General features: G+C 68.4%; 15 protein-coding genes. 5 read left to right on the top strand and 10 right to left on the bottom strand.

The window, feature by feature from the left end:
• Positions 1–3 precede the first annotated feature (3 nt).
• A complete protein-coding gene (locus ACFTSA_RS12775) occupies positions 4–1,716 on the top strand; it encodes a glycoside hydrolase family 32 protein (RefSeq protein WP_377951709.1) in 1,713 nt (570 codons plus the stop codon).
• Positions 1,717–1,818: 102 nt separating this feature from the next.
• On the opposite strand, the gene ACFTSA_RS12780 is transcribed toward ACFTSA_RS12775, so the two are convergent.
• From ACFTSA_RS12780 to ACFTSA_RS12795, 4 genes are all read right to left on the bottom strand, one after another.
• The gene (locus ACFTSA_RS12780; protein ID WP_377951711.1) at positions 1,819–2,982 is read right to left on the bottom strand and encodes an ABC transporter ATP-binding protein; all 1,164 of its coding nucleotides are present in this window, start codon (positions 2,980–2,982) and stop codon (positions 1,819–1,821) included.
• On the bottom strand, positions 2,979–4,571 hold the full coding sequence (locus tag ACFTSA_RS12785) for an ABC transporter permease (RefSeq protein ID WP_377951713.1): 1,593 nt from the start codon (positions 4,569–4,571) through the stop codon (positions 2,979–2,981). The genes ACFTSA_RS12780 and ACFTSA_RS12785 overlap by 4 nt, the downstream gene beginning before the upstream one ends.
• Before the next feature lie 4 nt (positions 4,572–4,575).
• Entirely contained in the window at positions 4,576–5,622 is a 1,047-nt protein-coding gene (locus tag ACFTSA_RS12790) for an iron ABC transporter substrate-binding protein (protein ID WP_377951714.1), read from the bottom strand.
• 162 nt (positions 5,623–5,784) lie between these two features.
• The gene (locus ACFTSA_RS12795; protein WP_377951715.1) at positions 5,785–7,053 is read right to left on the bottom strand and encodes a glycoside hydrolase family 76 protein; all 1,269 of its coding nucleotides are present in this window, start codon (positions 7,051–7,053) and stop codon (positions 5,785–5,787) included.
• A gap of 169 nt (positions 7,054–7,222) precedes the next feature.
• Between ACFTSA_RS12795 and ACFTSA_RS12800 the strand changes: the two genes are divergently transcribed.
• Both ACFTSA_RS12800 and ACFTSA_RS12805 read left to right on the top strand, forming a co-directional pair.
• The gene (locus ACFTSA_RS12800) at positions 7,223–8,041 is read left to right on the top strand and encodes an SDR family NAD(P)-dependent oxidoreductase (RefSeq protein ID WP_377951716.1); all 819 of its coding nucleotides are present in this window, start codon (positions 7,223–7,225) and stop codon (positions 8,039–8,041) included.
• A complete protein-coding gene (locus tag ACFTSA_RS12805; RefSeq protein ID WP_377951717.1) occupies positions 8,038–9,288 on the top strand; it encodes an acyl-CoA dehydrogenase family protein in 1,251 nt (416 codons plus the stop codon). Before ACFTSA_RS12800 ends, ACFTSA_RS12805 begins: the two co-directional genes overlap by 4 nt.
• 36 nt (positions 9,289–9,324) lie before the next feature.
• Here the strand turns inward: ACFTSA_RS12805 and ACFTSA_RS12810 are convergent, their stop codons facing one another.
• On the bottom strand, positions 9,325–10,143 hold the full coding sequence (locus ACFTSA_RS12810; RefSeq protein ID WP_377951718.1) for a DUF1684 domain-containing protein: 819 nt from the start codon (positions 10,141–10,143) through the stop codon (positions 9,325–9,327).
• A gap of 375 nt (positions 10,144–10,518) precedes the next feature.
• Between ACFTSA_RS12810 and ppc the strand changes: the two genes are divergently transcribed.
• Positions 10,519–13,329 carry a phosphoenolpyruvate carboxylase gene (gene ppc, locus ACFTSA_RS12815; RefSeq protein WP_377951720.1) on the top strand — a complete coding sequence of 937 codons (2,811 nt, stop codon included), beginning with the start codon at positions 10,519–10,521 and terminating at the stop codon, positions 13,327–13,329.
• A 266-nt stretch (positions 13,330–13,595) separates the two neighbouring features.
• Here ppc and ACFTSA_RS12820 read toward each other — a convergent pair whose 3' ends face one another.
• The 3 genes from ACFTSA_RS12820 to ACFTSA_RS12830 are packed head-to-tail and all read right to left on the bottom strand — an operon-like array spanning position 13,596 to position 16,633.
• Positions 13,596–14,354: an ABC transporter ATP-binding protein gene (locus ACFTSA_RS12820; RefSeq protein WP_377951721.1), complete on the bottom strand. Its 759-nt coding sequence runs from the start codon at positions 14,352–14,354 to the stop codon at positions 13,596–13,598.
• Entirely contained in the window at positions 14,347–15,507 is a 1,161-nt protein-coding gene (locus ACFTSA_RS12825) for a FecCD family ABC transporter permease (RefSeq protein WP_377951722.1), read from the bottom strand. Before ACFTSA_RS12825 ends, ACFTSA_RS12820 begins: the two co-directional genes overlap by 8 nt.
• Positions 15,500–16,633, bottom strand: coding sequence for an ABC transporter substrate-binding protein (locus tag ACFTSA_RS12830; RefSeq protein ID WP_377951723.1), 1,134 nt, complete (start codon positions 16,631–16,633; stop codon positions 15,500–15,502). Before ACFTSA_RS12830 ends, ACFTSA_RS12825 begins: the two co-directional genes overlap by 8 nt.
• A gap of 200 nt (positions 16,634–16,833) precedes the next feature.
• Here ACFTSA_RS12830 and ACFTSA_RS12835 point away from each other — a divergent pair, with 200 nt between their 5' ends.
• Positions 16,834–17,607 carry a DUF6390 family protein gene (locus ACFTSA_RS12835; RefSeq protein ID WP_377951724.1) on the top strand — a complete coding sequence of 258 codons (774 nt, stop codon included), beginning with the start codon at positions 16,834–16,836 and terminating at the stop codon, positions 17,605–17,607.
• 82 nt (positions 17,608–17,689) lie between these two features.
• On the opposite strand, the gene ACFTSA_RS12840 is transcribed toward ACFTSA_RS12835, so the two are convergent.
• The gene (locus ACFTSA_RS12840; protein ID WP_377951725.1) at positions 17,690–18,049 is read right to left on the bottom strand and encodes a hypothetical protein; all 360 of its coding nucleotides are present in this window, start codon (positions 18,047–18,049) and stop codon (positions 17,690–17,692) included.
• A complete protein-coding gene (locus tag ACFTSA_RS12845) occupies positions 18,027–18,335 on the bottom strand; it encodes a HypC/HybG/HupF family hydrogenase formation chaperone (RefSeq protein WP_377951727.1) in 309 nt (102 codons plus the stop codon). Before ACFTSA_RS12845 ends, ACFTSA_RS12840 begins: the two co-directional genes overlap by 23 nt.

Genomic DNA, 18,335 nt, shown 5'->3' on the forward strand with positions numbered 1-18,335 from the left:
GACATGCAGCGGTATTCCCTACGCACGCTGGGCCCCCGCGGGCGGTGGATCGCCGTGGCTGTGGTCCTGGCCCTGGTGCTGTTCGCGGCGACGGTCATCGGCCTGGCCGGCCGTTCAAACGACGGCGGAACACAGGGCGGCGCCGCACCCCAAAGCAGCGGACCCCAAAGCAGCGCACCCCAGGGCAGCGGCACGCAGAGTGAGGCCCCGAAATCGTTCAGCAGGCCCGAGGGCGCCTCGCAGTTCCGGCCTTCCTACCACCTCACCCCGGCCAAGGAGTGGATGAACGATCCGCAGCGGCCCTTCCTGCTGGACGGGGTTTGGCACTACTACTACCTCTACAACGCGGACCACCCCGAGGGGAACGGCACCGAATGGTTCCACGCCACCAGCACGGACCTGGTGCACTGGAAGGACGAGGGCGTTGCCATCGAGAAGTTCAAGAACGGCCTCGGGGACATTGAGACCGGCAGCGCCGTGGTGGACCAGGACAACACGGCCGGCTTCGGCAAGGGCGCGGTCGTCGCCGTCCTGACCCAGCAGGACAAGGGCGTGCAGCGGCAGTCGCTGTTCTACTCCACGGACAAGGGGTACACCTTCAAGGCCGCCGACGGGAATCCGGTCATGGACAACCCCGGCGCGCAGCACTGGCGCGACCCCAAGATCATCCGCGACGAGGTTCACGGACAGTGGGTCATGGCGTTGGCCGAGGGGGAAAAGATCGGCCTGTACACCTCGAAGGACCTCAAGAACTGGCGCTATGCGTCCGGCTTCGAGCGGAAGGGCCTGGGGATCCTCGAATGCCCCGACCTCTTTCAGCTGGACGTCGACGGCGACCCCGCCAAGCGCACCTGGGTTCTGGCGGCCAGCGCGAACGGCACCGCCGAGGGCCGGACCACCGGGGTGGCCTACTGGACCGGGACCTTTGACGGAACCAAGTTCACCCCCGCGGATGACAAACACCAGTGGCTCGACGCCGGCGCGGACTTCTATGCAGCCGTCACCTGGGACGATCCCCGGCGTCCGGAAAACGAACGGATGGCATCGCGCCACGCGATCGGCTGGATGAACAACTGGACCTATGCCCGGCAGCTGCCCACCACCGACTGGCAGGGCGGCGCCGACTCGATCGTCCGGGACATCCGGCTGAAAACCGTGCAGGGCCGGCCCACGCTCGTCTCCACCCCCACGCCGGCCCTGTCGGCGCTGGACGGCGAAGCCAAGACGGCAGACAGCAGGGCACTCACCCCGGACGGCGCCGGCGGGCTTCCCCAGCCCTCAGGCGGAGCGTACCGGCTGGATGTGACCCTGGAGCGTTCAGCGAACGACGACGGCACGGAGGCGCTGCTGAAGCTGGGCAGCGGCGGGGCGGACTTCGCCACGGTCGGCTACAACTTCGCGTCGGGGACGGCGTGGGTGAGCCGGGCTGCACTGGTCCCGGGCGCGGACGCCCTCGGACCGCTCTTTACGGACCGGCGGAGCGCCCAGAGCCCGCCCCGCACCGGCAGCGCGCCGGGCCGGGGCTCCGTGGAGCTGACCATCTTCGTGGACTATTCCTCGGCGGAGGTCTTTGTGAACGGCGGCGAGCAGACCCTGACCTCCGTGGTGCTGCCGAAGTCCGGGCGGCCGGCGGTCAGCGCCGGCACGGCCGGCGGGAAGCTGACGCTGAAATCGTTCAAGTACACCCCGCTGGCCACCGTGCTGACGGCACGCTGAACCTGCGGAACAGGCAAGACGCCGGCGCCGTGCCGGCAGTCCCCGGGGCACGCCGGCCGAACCTGGCAGGAACGGCAGCAGACCGACAGGGTCAGCAGACCGTCAGGCAGACTCGATCGCGAACGCCACGGCTTCGCCCACCACGCGCAGGCAGAGCTCGGTGCCGGGCTGGGCGATGGACGCGTTCCAGTGCCGGATGGTGATCACCTCGCCGCCGCCGGGATAGCGGTGGTCGGGCAAGGCACCGGCCAGCTGGGGCGGCACGGCGAGCTTGAGCCGCACGGTGGTCTCGGGGCCGAAGTAGTCGGTGTCCACTACCACGCCGCGGATGGGCCCGTCCTCGGCGATCCGGATCTGCTCGGGCCGCAGCATGAGCTGGACGCGGCCCTGCGCGGGCGGACGCCGGACGGGGATTCCGCCCAGCGAGCAGGTGGCCAGAGAGCCCTCCATCCACGCATCGAGGATCACGGCGTCGCCCAGGAACTCAGCGGTGGCACGGTCCGCCGGCCGGGTGTACACCACGAACGGGTTGCCGATCTGCGCCAGCTTGCCGCCGCGCATGACGGCCACCTGGTCCGCGAAGGACAGCGCCTCGGCCTGGTCGTGGGTCACGAGAATGGTGGTGACGCCGGCCTCGTTGAGGACTTTGGCCACCGCCCGCCGGGTGGCGACCCGCAGCCCGGCGTCCAGGGCGGAGAACGGCTCGTCCAGCAGCATGAGCTCGGGCTCGCGGGCCAGCGCCCGGGCCAGGGCGACGCGCTGCTGCTGCCCGCCGGAGAGCTGGTGTGGCCGGCGCTTGGCCATGGCCGTGTCCAGCGAGACCATCTCGAGGAGTTCGCTGACCCGGGCGTTAACCGCGCGCCGGCCGCCGTCGAGCTTTGACGCACTGAGCCCGAACGCGATGTTCTGCCCCACGGTCAGGTGCGGGAACAGGGCGCCGTCCTGGGCCACGTAGCCGACGTGGCGCTTGTGCGCCGGCATCCACACACCGTCGCCCGCCACCGGGGAGCCGTTCAGCGAGATGGTGCCGGTGCCCGGGTGTTCAAAACCGGCAATCAGCCGGAGCAGGGTGGTCTTGCCGGAACCCGAGGGGCCTACGATCGCGGTGGTGCCGCCCTTCGCCACGGCCAGGTTCACGCCCTTGAGGACGGCCTGCGAGCCGAAGTTCTTGGTGACGGCGTCGATCTGAAGGTGGCTGTTGGTGCTTGGCGCCACGGACGGTGAGATCCGCGGTTCCGGAAGCCTGGACGGGGATTGTTCGGTCACTGTCCCGCTACTTTCTTGGACTGCTGGAAGAGCAAATAGGTCATGGGCGCCGAGATCACGATCATGAGGAGCGCATACGGCGCCGCGCCGGCGTAGTCGATTTCGCTGCTCTTGCTCCAGAACTCGGTGGCCAGGGTCCGGGTTCCGTTGGGGGAGAGCAGCAGCGTGGCGGTCAGTTCGTTGGCAATGCCGAGGAACACCAGCGCCGCGCCCCCGGCCGCAGCGGGGGCGGTGAGCCGGAGCGTCACGCGGATGAAGGACAGCAGCGGGGGCGTGCCCAGGGCCTGGGCCGCCTCATCAAGTTCCTTGGGCGCCTGGGCCAGCCCGGCACGGATGTTCACCAGCGCGCGCGGCAGGAAGAGGAGGACGTAGGCGGCCACCAGGACGCCCGAGGTCTGGTAAATATTAGGGAGCAGCCGGATGCTGACGGTGACGAAGGCCAGTGCCACCACGATGCCCGGCATGGAGCTGGTGACGTAGTTGGAGAGCTCCAGAGCCTTGCTGAACCAGCCGGCGTGCCGGACGGCCAGGTACGCCATCGGGAAGGCGACAACGGTCGTGGCCGCGGCGCCTGCCAGCCCGTAGAGCAGGGTCTGCCACAGGGCCGGACCGAATTCGTCGGCGGCCCAGATTTCCGCGCCGCCGGCAAAGATCCAGCGCAGCACGAACAGCAGCGGCAGCCCGAAGGCCAGCAGGGTCAGCGCGAGCAGGGCCAGCTGGGCGGGGAGCTGGTAGAAGTGCAGGGGCAGCCGCAGGGCCCTGGCCTGGACACCGGATCCGACGCGGGCGTACCGGGCGGTGCCGCGGCTGCGCACCTCGACCAGGAGCAGCAGGAGGCAGAAGAACACCAGCACGCTGGCCAGCATGGTGCCCGCGGTGCCGTTGAAGGTGGACTGGTACTGCACCATGATGGCGGTGGTGAACGTGTCGAAGCGGATCATCGCGAACGCACCGTACTCGGCCAGCAGGTGCAGTGCCACCAGCAGCGCACCGCCGGTCATCGCGATCCGGAGCTGCGGCAGGACCACCCGGAAAAAGGCCCGCCAGGCCCCGAGGCCCAGGGACGCCGCAGACTGCTCGACGGCCGGATCCAGCCGGCTCAGCGTCGCGGCGGCGGGGATGTAGACCAGCGGGAAGTAGGAGAGCGTGGCGATCAGCACGCCCGAAAACAGGCCGTGCAGCGACGGCACCGCGGAAACCCACGCGTAGCTGTTGACGAACGCCGGGATGGCCAGCGGCGCCGCAAGCAGCACGGCCCACACCTTCTTGCCGCGGAGGGTGGTCCGTTCGACGAGCCACGCGCCGCCGACGCCCAGCACGAGGCACAGCGGCACCGTGAGCACAATCAGGAGCACGGTGTTGAGCAGCAGCTCGCCGACGCGCGGGCGGACGATCAGTTCAAGGGCGGTGTCCCAGCCGGTGGCCGCGGTCATCACCGCGACGTAGCCGAGCGGGACGAGGGAAAACAGGGCGATCAGCACCGCCATGACGCCTACTGCGGAAACGCCGAAAGGCGGGCGGGGGCGCTTGCCCCGGCCCGCCGTCGTCGTGCTTCCGGATGTCTCCGGCGCCGATACTTGCGGGGTCACAGAATTAGAGCAGTCCTGCCTTGGTCATCAGCTCGGTGACCTTCTGGGAGTTCAACTTGGCGGGGTCCACGGTGGGAGCGTCGAGTTCCTTGATGGGAACCAGCTTCTCGTTGGCGGGGACGCCGGAAGCGATGGCGTATTCGAAGGACGTGCCCTTCTGCAGGATCTCCTGGCCCTTCTTGCCGGTGATGAACTTCAGGAAGGCCTGGGCGTTGTCAGCGTTCTTCGAGGACTTCAGCACGCCGCCGCCGGAGACGGACAGGAACGCGCCGGGGTCCTGGTTCTTGAAGTAGTACGGCGTGACGTTCTTGGAGTTCTCGCCCGTTTTCGCCTGGTCGCCGTAGTAGTAGTAGTGGTAGATCAGCGCGGCGTCGATTTCGCCGGCGTTCACTGCCTTCATGGCGGTGCTGTTGCCCTTGTAGGCGGTGGAGTTTTCCTTCATGCCCTTCAGCCAGGCCTCGGCAGCGGCTTCGCCCTTGAGCTCTACGAGGGCGGAGACAATCGCCTGGAAGTCGGCGCCGGTGGGGGAGGCTGCCCACTTGCCCTTCCACTCAGGCTTGGCCAGGTCCAGCATGGACTTGGGCAGCTTGTCCTCGGAGATCTTGTTCTTGTCGTACACCAGGACGGTGGAGCGGGCGGCGATGCCGGTCCACTTGTTGGTGCTGGGGCGGAACTCCGCCGGAACCTGGGCCACGGTGTCCTTGTTGACGTCGGCGAACAGGCCGGCGTGCTCCACCTGCGCCATTGCGGGGGAGTTTTCGGTGAGGAAGACGTCCGCCGGGGAGGCCGCGCCTTCCTGGACGATCTGGTTGGACATCTCGGTGTCGTCACCCTGGCGGAGCGTCACCTTGATGCCGGTTTCCGCGGTGAATGCGTCCACCCATTCCTTGGTGAGGCTTTCGTGCTGGGCGTTGTAGACCGTGATCTCGCCCTTGGAGGCGTCAGCGGAGGACGAGGCGGCGGGGGAGGAGCTGGAGCCGCAGGCCGAGAGGCCAAGGGCTGCCGTGGCGGCGATCGCGATGCCGGCCAGCGCGTTGATGCGGATCTTCATCGGGGTGCTTCTTTCTGAAAAAGTCTGGTGGGCGAGGCCCTCTGTGAGCTGGGAAGTTAGGCAAAGCTCACTCGAAAAACTGTAGGTTAGCCAAACCTAAGCACCAAGCCGCAAAGTCATTAAGTGATGAGGATCACATCAATTACGCAACTGTTGCGTGTCCTAATTGTCGTGAACTTTTGGGGCGGATTCCAGCGATGCGGCGGCCTCCAGGGCCATCCAGGCCTGAAGCTGGGTGGAAAGTTCGACGGCGGCACCCGGCGGATACGTATCGCTCGCCGGCCGCTTCGGCTCGGAAGAGAAGACGGGGCGCCCGGCCTGCCCGTGCCGGACCAGCGGTTCGCCCGCCGCAATGAGCCGGCGGCCGGCCCAGAGGGCATCGGCCGTGCCGGTGACTAGCCCGGCGGCAGTGGTCCGGACGTCCTGCGGCAGTCGTTGGTCATTGGCGGCCAGCGCCAGGTAGCGGGTGAGGATGCCGGTGAACAGCCCGCCGTCGCCGGTGCCGTCGCAGCGGAGAACCATGGTGTTGGCGGGCTCTGTCCTGGTGGCGTGTGTCCTGATGTTGTTTGTCCTGGTGGGGGCGGCCGGCAGGGTGAGGTGGGCCGCCACTGCGCGCACCACGGTTGCGGTGCGCTCCAGGTTGGCGGTGCCGCCGAGCTCCAGCAGGGCGCCAAGGACCGGTCCCTGGTTGTAGGTGTAGATGGCGTCCTCCAGCACGGTCTCCCCGGTGCTGCGGACCCGGATCCCGTCCAGATAGAGCCCGCGGGCGTGGTCGAACAGCCGCGTCTCCAGCCAGTCGAGCAGGGCCTGCGCCTTGGCGGCGTTGCCCGTTCGCGCATAGTAGAGCGCCACGGGGGCGGTGGCCGGGGTGTTCTTGAAGTCCCGCTTGGTGCTCCAGAAAGTGCCGCCGCCCAGGTCGTCGGTGGACGCCGAGTCGAACTGCAGCGTCAGGCTCTTGCGGATTCGCTCCTGCCGGCGCGGGCTGGGCCGGCGGCTCTCTTCGGCCAGCCGCTCCAGCCGGAGCGTGGACAGTGCCAGCCACGCCATGTCGTCGTAGTAATTGTTGACGTACGTCAGGAAATTCCGCAGCCGGATGCCGGTGACCAGCCGCGAGGCGAGCTGGCCGGCGCTGGGGCGGGCATCGCCGTCGAACTTTGCCGGCGGCGTGCCCGCTTTGCCGAGCTCTCGAAGACCTGTGTCCACGAGGCAGTCCAGGTAGTGCGCCTGCCACCAGTAGTGCCACGGGCGGCTGAGGTTCCCGATCCGGCCGGAGGGGCGCGTGGTGGCCGCGATGTGCGTCCCGGGCAGGAAGAACAGCCGCTGGCCGAAGAGGTGCGTCACCGACCGTGCAGCCACATCGGCCCGCTCCGCCCACTCCGTTGCGGAGGCGGGAGCGGCATTCGGGGTGGCGTCTGCATCGGGCTGCGTCATGCGGCCAGCCTAACGAACCGTGCCCTGCAGCCGTGCGCCCTGCCTAGCGTGCACCCTGCAACCGCGCGGCCCCGGGTGCATCCGCCGTCCATTTCAGTTAACATGCACTAACTAACGTTCGCGGCCGGGATCCGGGCCGCATGGACCGGTGCCGCATCAAGGAGGATGTATGGAAATCGAGGGTTCCGTCGCACTCATCACGGGTGGTGCATCCGGCCTGGGCGCCGCCACGGCCCGGCGGCTGTTCGACGCCGGCGCTTCCGTGGTGCTCGCCGATCTCGCTTCCTCGGCCGGCGCCGCGTATGCCGACGAACTGAACGCGGCCGGCCCGCAGAACCTTGGGAGCCACCAGGCGGCAGCCCCCAAGGCGGTTTTCGTGCCAGCCGACGTGACGGGCGAGGACCAGGTGCAGGCCGCCGTCGACGCCGCCGCCGGGCTGGGACCGCTGCGGATCGTGGTGAACTGCGCGGGCATCGCCACGCCGGGCAAGGTCCTGGGCCGCGACGGCGTGCTGCCGCTGGAGACCTTCCAGCGCGTCATTCAGATCAACCTGGTGGGGACGTTCAACGTGGTCCGGCTGGCCGCCGCCGCAATGGCCGCCACCGAGCCCGTGGTCACGGAGCTCGGCGGGGAGGAACGCGGCGTCATCATCAACACCGCCTCAGTGGCCGCGTTCGACGGGCAGGTCGGCCAGCCTGCCTACGCTGCATCCAAGGGCGGCGTGGCCGCCATGACCCTGCCGCTGGCCCGTGAACTGGCCCGGTCGCTGATCCGCGTGGTCACCATAGCGCCTGGGATCTTCGAGACCCCGATGATGGCCGGGCTGCCGCAGGAGGCGCAGGAGTCACTGGGCCGGCAGGTGCCCCACCCGTCCCGTCTGGGCCGGCCGGCCGAGTATGCAAACCTCGCCGCGCACATCGTGGAGAACGCGATGCTCAACGGCGAAACCATCCGCCTCGACGGTGCCATCCGGATGGGTCCCAAGTGAGCCGCACGGGACTTGGCGCCAACGCCCCGGTGACACCAGCTGTCGACATCCTGCCCACCGCGGACTTCTTTGGCTATGAGTCCCTGCTCAGCGCCGCCGAGCAGCGGAAGCTGAACGAGCTGCGTGAGTTCCTGGCCGCGGAGATCGCGCCGTTCGCGGGGGACTGGTGGAACAGGGCCGAATTCCCCGCGCACATCCTGCCCAAGCTGGCCGCCCTGGAGCTGAGCACGCCGGCGCAGCGCGGCTACAGCCACCTGTTCGCCGGGCTGGTGATCGCGGAGATGACGCGGGTGGACACCTCGATCGCCACGTTTTTCATGGTCCACCACGACCTCTTCGTCGAATCGCTCTACCGCTTCGGCTCCGAGGACCAGCGCCGCCGGTACCTCGCCGACGCCTCCAACCTCAGGACCACCGGCGCCTTCGCCCTGACCGAACCGGAGCACGGCTCGGACGTGGCCGGCGGCATGCAGACGCGGGCGCGCCGGATATCGGGTGTTACCGGAGAGGCCGATGACGCCGGGGACTGCTGGGTGCTGAACGGCGCCAAGCGGTGGATCGGCAACGGGACGTTCTGCGACTACATGCTGGTGTGGGCGCGCGACGAGTCCGACGGCGCGGTGCGCGGCTTCATCGTGGATGCTTCGCTGCCCGGGGTGAGCCGGAGTCGGATCGAGAACAAGATCGCGCTGCGCACGGTGCAGAACGCCGACATCGTCTTCGAGGACGTCCGGGTTGCCGAGGCGGACCGCTTTGCCGGCATCGGCAGTTTCGAGGACACCAACGAGCTGCTCCGCGGTTCGCGCATCATGGTGGCCTGGCAGGCGGTGGGGCAGCAGCTGGCAGCGTTCGACGTCGCCCGGCAGTACGCCGTCGAACGCCAGCAGTTCGGACGTCCGCTGGCGAGGTTCCAGCTCATCCAGCAGCAGCTGGTGTCCATGCTGGGGAACGCCGTGGCGAGCATGGGCATGATGGTCCGGATCGCGCAGCTGCAGGCGCAGGCGGGGCTGCAGGATCAGGGCGCCGGGATGGCGCAGGTGGCGCTGGCCAAGTCCCACACGTCGGCGAGGATGCGCGAAACTGTGGCAATGGGCCGGTCCATCCTGGGCGGCAACGGCATCGTCACGGACTACCGGATGGCCAAGATCTTCGCCGACGCCGAGGCCATCTTCACCTACGAGGGCTCGTTCGAGATCAACACCCTGATCGTGGGCCGGGCGGTCACCGGCGTCTCGGCGATCGCCTGACCGGTCCTCCGGGCCCAGAGGGAAGCGGTCCGTTTTTCAGGAGGCTGGCTGCTTTTCGCCGGCCTCGATCCGGGCGTCCAGGCTGTTGTTCCGCACCGGCATGGGGCAGGTGCCGTACGGCGTGAAGGCGCTGGGGTAGTTGATGGCGCGGTTGAAGTCCAGCACCACGGAGCCGTCCGGCCGGGGGCGGGCCGTGGACACCTTGCGCCATTCGTCGGTCGATTCGCCGTTGGTCTCGTCGTGGAACGTGACGGTCAGCGCACCCAGCTTCTCCTCCTCGGCCTGGAGCCGGTACTCGTGGTCCTTGCCGGGCAGCCGGAACACCAGTTCGCCCACGCTGCGGTGCACCCCGTCCACCAGCGGGTTGGCGGTGGAGATGGGCACATCCACGGGCTCAGGGTAGGGCTCGAACCTTGCTTCCACCGCAAGGTCGGGCCTGAAGTCGAAGGTGGGCACGCCGTCGAACCCGGTGAACACCGGCGAGGAGGAATCCCTGGTGCGGATGGCGTACCTGTCGGCGCGCATCGCCAGCTCCACCACTACCTGCCGGCCGTCCGCGCCGCCGAACTGCACCCACATCAGCGACTCCTCGTCCGCGAGCCGGGCGGTAACCGTCCCGTCCACCGGCTCGCCGGTCTCCACGAGCGTCAGCCCGTCGGACGCAGCCGCCGTGAGTGCCGCCGTCGTACCGTCCGCAGACCAGCGTCCGGGGACGAGGTCGACGGCGGCCGGTTGGCTTTCCAGCCATTGGAACGAGGTGAGGGTGAGCCAGCCGTGTTCGGCCGCGAGGGCGGTGTTGCGGCCCTTGCGGAAGCGGCGCCAGCGCTCGAGCTGGCCGTCTGCTGTGGTGCTCATGTGTCCTCCAACGGTGCCGGGTGGTGCGGCCGGTGCGGGACCGGCCATGGGGTCAACTCCGGGCCGGGCTGCTTCATTCCTAAGGCTCTGTCTCCACGGTGAAAAGCGTCGCCGGAAACCAGCGCACTGCCGCCGGACGCACGGCCGGCGTAGCCTTGGTGCAGGGCCCCGTTCCGGCCGATCCGGGGGCCATGTTCCAGGCGCAGCGCCCTAAATACAGGGACCGGCCGCTCCGGTTCAAGGGCCTGAGAACATCTGAGACATATTCCCGGGCTGCGGCCGGCTGCGGGTAACATCCCATAGGAACAGTAACCCGGCTCACAGTATCCAGCGCAGTGTACGAGCCAAAGTCGAACACTCGAAAGATAGTTTTCCATGGCTGACACTGCAATGAATTCCGAAACAGATCTCGCCGCCGAACTCCGCGCGGACGTGCGCCGCGTCTCCACCCTGCTGGGCGAGTCGCTGGTCCGCCAGCACGGCCCCGAACTCCTTGACCTCGTGGAGCAGGTGCGCCTGCTCACCAAGGAATCCAAGGAGGCCGCCCGGGGCGGCGCGGACGCCACCGGCCCGTGGAGCGCGCACGACGTCGTTGCACAGGTCCGCGAGCTCCTCGCCTCCCTGCCGCTCGAGCAGGCGACCGACCTGGTCCGTGCGTTCGCGTTCTACTTCCACCTCGCCAACGCCGCCGAGCAGGTCCACCGGGTCCGCCGGCTGCGCACCCGGCAGGAAAAGGACGGCTGGCTGGCCAAGGCCGTCGAGGACATCTCCGGCCAGGCCGGCCCGGCGGTGCTGCAGGAAGTCGTCAACGAACTTGATGTGCGCCCGATCTTCACCGCGCACCCCACGGAAGCGTCGCGCCGTTCCGTGCTGGACAAGATCCGCAAGCTCTCGGACGTCCTGGCCCAGCCCACCGAGGAAGGCAGCACCGCCCGGCGCCGGCAGGACCGCCAGCTTTCCGAGATGATCGACCAGATGTGGCAGACGGACGAGCTGCGCCAGGTCCGGCCCACCCCTGTGGATGAGGCCCGCAACGCCATCTACTACCTCAACAGCATCCTGACGGATGCGCTGCCCGAGATGCTCACGGATTTCTCGGAACTCCTCGGCGAGCACGGCGTCGCGCTGCCGGCCCAGAATGCCCCGATCCGGTTTGGTTCCTGGATCGGCGGTGACCGCGACGGCAATCCCAACGTCACCGCGGCCGTGACCCACGAGATCCTGCAGCTGCAGAACCAGAACGCGGTGCGGATCAGCATCGCCATGATCGATGAGCTCATCTCGATCCTGTCCAACTCCACCGCCCTCGCCGGCGCGGACCAGGCACTGCTCGATTCGATCGACGCCGACCTCGCGAAGCTGCCCGGCCTGGACCCCCGCATCCTGGAACTCAACGCCCAGGAGCCCTACCGGCTGAAGCTGACCTGCATCAAGGCCAAGCTCATCAACACCGGCAAGCGCGTCGCCTCCGGATCCAAGCACCAGCCGGGCCGCGACTACACCTCCACCGAGGACCTCATCGGCGAGCTTGAGCTGCTGGAGCTGTCCCTGCGCAACCACTCGGCGTCCCTCGCCGCGGACGGCGCGCTGGCACGTGTCCGCCGGGCCATCGCCTCGTTCGGCCTCCACCTGGCCACCCTCGACATCCGCGAGCATGCAGACCACCACCATGACGCCGTCGGGCAGCTCATGGACCGCCTCGGCGGTCCCGGCATCCGCTACGCCGAACTGACCCGGGAAGAGCGGCTCGAGGTCCTGAGCGCCGAACTTGCATCCCGCCGTCCGCTGTCCGGCCACCCGATCAAGCTCGACGGCACCGCTGACGGCACGTACGACGTATTCCGGGAGATCCGCCGCGCCCTGCGCACCTACGGCCCGGACGTTATCGAGACGTACATCATCTCCATGACCCGCGGGGCCGACGACGTCCTGGCCGCCGCGGTCCTGGCCCGCGAGGCCGGCCTGGTTAGCCTCTTCGGTGACGCCCCTTACGCCAAGATCGGCTTCGCGCCGCTGCTGGAAACGGTGGAGGAGCTGCGTGCCTCGGCGGAGATCGTGGACCAGCTGCTGTCCGACCCCTCCTACCGCGAGCTGGTCCGGCTGCGCGGGGACGTCCAGGAAGTCATGCTCGGCTACTCGGACTCCAACAAGGAATCCGGCGTGATGACCAGCCAGTGGGAAATCCACAAGACCCAGCGCAAGCTGCGCGACATCGCCACCAAGCACGGCGTCCGCGTGCGCCTGTTCCACGGCCGCGGCGGTTCCGTGGGCCGCGGCGGCGGACCCACCTACGACGCCATCATGGCGCAGCCGAACGGTGTCCTCGAAGGTGAAATCAAATTCACCGAACAGGGCGAGGTCATTTCGGACAAGTACTCCCTGCCGGAACTTGCCCGCGAAAACCTGGAACTGTCCCTCGCGGCCGTGCTGCAGGGGTCTGCGCTGCACCGCACGCCGCGCACCTCGGACGACCAGCGCGAACGGTTCGGCCACGTCATGGAGACCATCTCCGACGCCGCGTTCGACCGCTACCGCAGCCTCATCGACCACCCGGACCTGCCGGCGTACTTCCTGGCCTCGACGCCGGTGGAGCAGCTCGGTTCGCTGAACATCGGCTCCCGCCCGTCCAAGCGCCCGGACTCCGGTGCCGGGTTGGGCGGTCTGCGCGCCATCCCGTGGGTGTTCGGCTGGACCCAGTCGCGGCAGATCGTGCCGGGCTGGTTCGGCGTCGGCTCCGGGCTGAAGGCGGCACGCGAAGCCGGGAACTCCGCCCAGCTCGTGGAAATGATGAACGGCTGGCACTTCTTCCGTTCGGTGCTGTCCAACGTGGAGATGACCCTCGCCAAGACGGACATGGAGATCGCGAGCTACTACGTGGACACCCTGGTCCCGGCGGAACTCCACCACCTCTTCCGTGCCATCCGTGACGAGTACGAGCTCACCGTCTCCGAGATCCAGAACCTCACCGGCGAGAACGTGCTGCTGGACGCCCAGCCCACGCTCAAGCGGTCCCTGGAAATCCGTGACCAGTACCTCGACCCGATCAGCTACCTCCAGGTGGAACTGCTCCGCCGCGTGCGTGCAGAAGGCGCCAGCATTACCGGCGGCGAGATCGACGAGCGCCTGCAGCGGGCCATGCTCATCACCGTCAACGGCGTCGCAGCGGGCCTCCGCAACACCGGGTAGCCCTCGGACGCTCTCTCACTTTTGACGGGTTTTTCCCCAACGCTCTCTCACTTTTGAGGGGTTTTTCCCCAACGCTCTCTCACTTTTGACGGGTTTTTCCCAAACGCTCTCTCACTTTTGAGAGGTTTTTCCCCAACGCTCTCGCACCGAAAAAGTTCGGTGCGAGAGCGTTTGCGTTTGCGTCGCAGGAAGTGAGAGAGCGTCGCGGGAAAGGGCGCAGGGCGTGAGAGAGCGTTGGTGGAATTGCTGCGGCAAATGATAGGGCGTCAGCTGCCGTAGTGCACCACGATGGTGCGGCGGGGCGTCGTGCTGGGGACACCGTCACCGTCGTCGGAGTAGGCAACGGTGCTCACCCGAACGCCGTAGAGGGCCGACAGTTGGGCGTCGGTCAGGAGCTCCGCGGCCGGGCCGGTGCGCACGCCGCCCGAGCCCAGCAGGACCACACGGTCCGCAAGGTGCAGGGCGTGGTCGGGATGGTGGGTGCTCAGGAGCAGGGCCATGCCGTCGGCCATCAGTTCGCGCAGCAGCGTCAGGACGCGGGCCTGGTTCTTGAGGTCGAGGCCGGTGGCGGGCTCGTCCAGCACCAGGATGGGTGAGCCGGCGGCAATGGCCCGGGCGATCAGGACCAGCTGCTGCTCGCCGCCGCTAAGCGTGGGGAAACGCCGGTCCCGCAGCCCGGCGGCGCCCACCCGCTCCATCGCCTCCAGTGCTGCCCCGTGGTCGGACGGCCCGGGTGTCCGGAACACGCCAACGTGCCGCGCCCGCCCCATCAGGACCATGTCCAGCGCCCGGTAGGCAAAGGCGCTCCCGCGCGCCTGCGGCACGTAGCCGGCGCTTTCGCTCCGCCGGACGGTTCCCTCCCGCGGGTCCAGCAACCCTGCGGCGCAGCGCACCAGCGTGGTCTTGCCGCTGCCGTTGGGGCCCAGGACGGCGGTGGCTGTCCCCGCCGGCACACGGAAACTGACGCCGCGGAACACCCAGTCCCGGGATGAATAGCCGAAGCCCACGCTGTCCAGTTCAAGCACTGTCCCAGACCTTCTCGCGGTTCCGGCGCAGGAGCAGGAAGAACACGGGCGCGCCGATCAGGGCCGTGAGGACGCCGAGCGGGATCTCCCCGGCCGTGGCCGTCCGGGCGATGGTGTCCACCAGGATGATGTAGGCGCCCCCGAGCAGGAAGGACACGGGCAGGAGGACGCGGTGGTCCGGGCCCACCCACATCCGGGCAAGGTGCGGGATCACCAGGCCCACCCAGCTGACGGCACCGCTGACCGCCACCGCCCCGGCCACGATCAGGGCAACTGCCACGAGCACCACCCAGCGGAGCGGGCGGGGGCGCACACCCAGCGCCGCCGCGTCCTCGTCGCCGAGGGACAGCACGTTGATCCGCCAGCGCAGGGCCACGAGGATGGCGGCCCCGCCGAGGACAGGGATCAGGGCCACGACGACTTTGGCGAAGGTGGCAGTGGACACGCTGCCCAGCAGCCAGAAGACGATGGCGGGCAGTGTTGTGTTGGGGTCCGCAATGTAGGTCACCAGTGCCACCAGGGCCGAAAAGAAGGACCCGGTGACCACACCGCCGAGCACGATCATGAGCATCGGCGTCCCCGTGCGGCCCGCGGTGATCAGGAACAGGGTCCCAAGGGCCAGCAGTCCGCAGGCAAAGGACCCGCCTACCAGCAGGAACGGACCCAGGCCGAGCAGCAGCGCCAGGGCACCGCCAAAGGACGCACCGGCTGACACCCCGATGATCTCCGGGCTGACAAGGGGATTGCGGAAAATGGCCTGCAGCGCGGCGCCGCCGATGGCCAGGCCACCGCCCACCAGCAAGGCGAGCAGAACCCGGGGCAGACGGACCAGCAGCACCACATTCTGCTCGGTGCCGCTGGCCTGAACCGGAACCGGCACGAGCTGCCCGGCCAGAATCTGGACCACGTGGTCCAGCGGCACGCTGTACCGTCCCACCGCCAGTGCCAGCACCGCGACGCCGGCAAGGAGGCAGGCAGATAAGGCGACGGGAACGACGACGGCGGCTTCCCGCCGTCGTTCTCCCTCCCGTCGCGTCTGCGCGGCTTGATTTGCAGTGCCGTGCGCGGCAGTAGAAGGACCCGCCCGCGGCAGTGCCGGCTGCGCCGGCCGCGGCCGCCTTCGCAAGCGCGGGGAACCGGCGCCATCAAGCATTGAACTGCCGGTAGTCGGCGGACTGCCCGTTCTCCGCTGTCCGGAGAATCTTGTCCAGTTCACTGTTGGTGAGCTCGTGGTTGTACAGGAACCTGAAGTATTCGGACGCCTTGCTCCGCACCGCGGATTTCTGCTGCGGGAAGGCGATGTCACCGAGCCAGTGCCACATCAGCGGCGACTCCTGCCCGGGCGGATCCCAGCGGTAGCCGCCCAGCGGGACCTTGTACACGCGCTTCGAGCGCACCGCGGCCACGTTCCGCCACACCGGGTCCGAGTAGATGTCCTGCGGCATGGCGGCGTCGAAGTTGCCCAGCAGGATGACCTCGGGGTCCCAGCGCAGTACCTGCTCGATGTCGACGCCCACCATGCCGGAACCGGTCAGGGGGTCCTTGCCGGTCGGCGGGTTGAAACCGCCCACCAGCTTGATGTAGAAGTCGTTGTAGCTGTTGGCCCCGGCAACCTTGAGCCCGCCCGTGAAACGGTTGAAGTACAGGATGCTTGGGCCCTTGGACGGCCGTCCGGCCGCCAGGGACCTGACCTCGGCAAGCTCCTGGTCGCTGCGGGTCTTGAGCTCGGTGGCACGGTCGGGCTTGCCGAGCATGGTGGCGAACATGCCGACCCAGGCGTCCACATCCTCCTGGGTTCCGGAGTTCTTCAGTCCCAGCACCTGAAGTCCCGCCTTCTCCAGGGGTTCGATGAGCTGCGCGTCCGACCATTGGACCACCACGTCCGGGTTGAGGGACCGGATGCTCTCAACGTTGGCGGTGAAGTCCTGGGTGGCGATGTCGTGGGGGAGGTCCAGGGCGGCGGGAAACATGGTGCCCATGATGCCGTCGCGCATGGCCACCCAGGAGGCGTTGTGCATGGCCGCGAGATGGTCGGCGCTGCGGTCGACGGCCACCAGCAGCGACGCCGACGGCATCGGGATGGTGACCACCCGCGCCACCGGCCGCGCGAAGGACAGGGTTTTGCCGCGCTGGTCCGTGAGGCTGATGCTGTTGGTGCTGCCCGTAGGGGACGACGGCGGTGCGCTGCCGGATGCACCGCACCCGGCCAGCAGGGCGGCAGAGCCGCCTGCAATAAACACCTGGAGGGCGGCGCGGCGGTTCAGGTCTGCAGCTGTCATCGTTGACTCCCTGCGAGTGGGTCCTCACAGCATCCGCTTCGGGGGCAGGGCTGTCAACGCCTTCGCTTTTGCTCCAGGGATTGCCGACGGCGTTCCGGGAATTGCCGGCGGCGGGCCGTCCTTTGCCGGCGCCATGTTCCCTTGTCCGGGGCATGGCCCGGTGCTACTTTCAGAAGACGCTCGCAGAAGGTGGCCACGGGATGGTTGTCGATGGTGCCCAGTTGTTCGTCCGTTATGCCTATCCGCCCAATTCACGGGGCAGCTGCGGGCCGCCGGACAGCGATGCCCTGCTGCACTACGGGCAGTCCGGCGTCACGGACCAGGGTCTCCGCGAACTGGCCAAGGGTTTTGCCGGCGCCTGGCCGTACCTCGAACTGATCGCGGGGTCGCACGGCATCGCCGATCCGCTGGATGCCCGCGTGGTGGAGGCCTATTGGGTGGGCAACAGCCTGCTGGATACCGTCGGCATCACGAACATCGGCAATTCCATGGAGCACCGCTTCCGGGCGCGCACCGGACGGCAGTTCCCGCACCTCGTGGAAGGCGTGCTGGCCGGCGGGGTTCCGCACCACAGCTTCCACGTCTTCGAAATCTACCCGTGGCTGGGCCTGCTTCGCGATGAGCGCCGGCACGCCACCGCGCTGAACGTGCTGGACAGGTGCCGGATCCGCTGGGGACAGGTGCTCGCAATAACGGGCGACGACGCCGTGGTGCGGTCCCGGCCGCTGGTTTGGGACGGCAGGGCCCTGGACATCGGCGAACCTGTGGTGGAATCGGCCAAGTTCGCGGTGGACGGGACCGGGTTCGTGGCCGGGCTGGAAGTGGGCGACGTCGTCTCGCTGCACTGGGACTGGGTGTGTGACCGGCTCTCCGCCCACCAGCTGCAGCAACTGAAGCACTTTACGGCCCGGCACCTGCGGATTGCCAATACCGGCGTGGAGCACCGCGGCGCGGCCATAGCACTCGAGCACTAGAGCCGAGCACCAACCCCGTTCCGGGCGGGGCCAGTGTCCAGGGTGACTATACAGGGTGACGGCAGCCTATGGCGACAGCAGCCTAGGGTGACTGCGGCGCCGCGCCGTCGGGATGCTCGGGGCTCTTGACCGCGGTGGCATCGCGGGCGGACGACTCGCCGGTTGGCCTGCCGGCAGGGGAATCGTCGGTTCCCGTGTGTTCGCGTCCCGCCTCGGAGCCCTCCTCCTTGATGACGTCCTCGCCCCGGCGGGTGGTGCTGACCCCGACGTCGGCAGGGGGCCGCCCGGCGTCCTCCGGAGTTTCGTCTGCTCCGGGTTGGGCGGGTTCCTTCAGCGGCGGTTCGCTGCCGAACGCCCGCGCCGTGCCGGGTGCTGTGCCCGAAGAGGTGCCCTGGTCGTTGGCGTCCTTGTCAGCGGGATCAGGCTGGTTCGTGGGTGACATGCTGCTCTCCTTCTGGTGGTTGTGGCGGCTGGGGTGGTCCGGGCGCGGTGTCCGCCGGGCGGCCCATCAGTTCCAGCCCGTCCATGGCCTGTTCCGCGCCCCGGGCGTCAACGCATTCCAGCGCGAAGCCCATGTGGATGAGGACCCAGGCACCCGGTTCCAGAGGTCCCTCATCCAGCAGCCCGATGTTGATTTTCCGCTGCACTCCAGCCACATCGACCAGGGCAAGCTGGCCGCCGTAACCCTCAAGGAGTTCAACAACCCTGCCGGGAATTCCGAGGCACAT

This window comes from Arthrobacter sp. NPDC057013 (assembly GCF_042674585.1).
Taxonomy (GTDB): Bacteria; Actinomycetota; Actinomycetes; order Actinomycetales; family Micrococcaceae; genus Arthrobacter.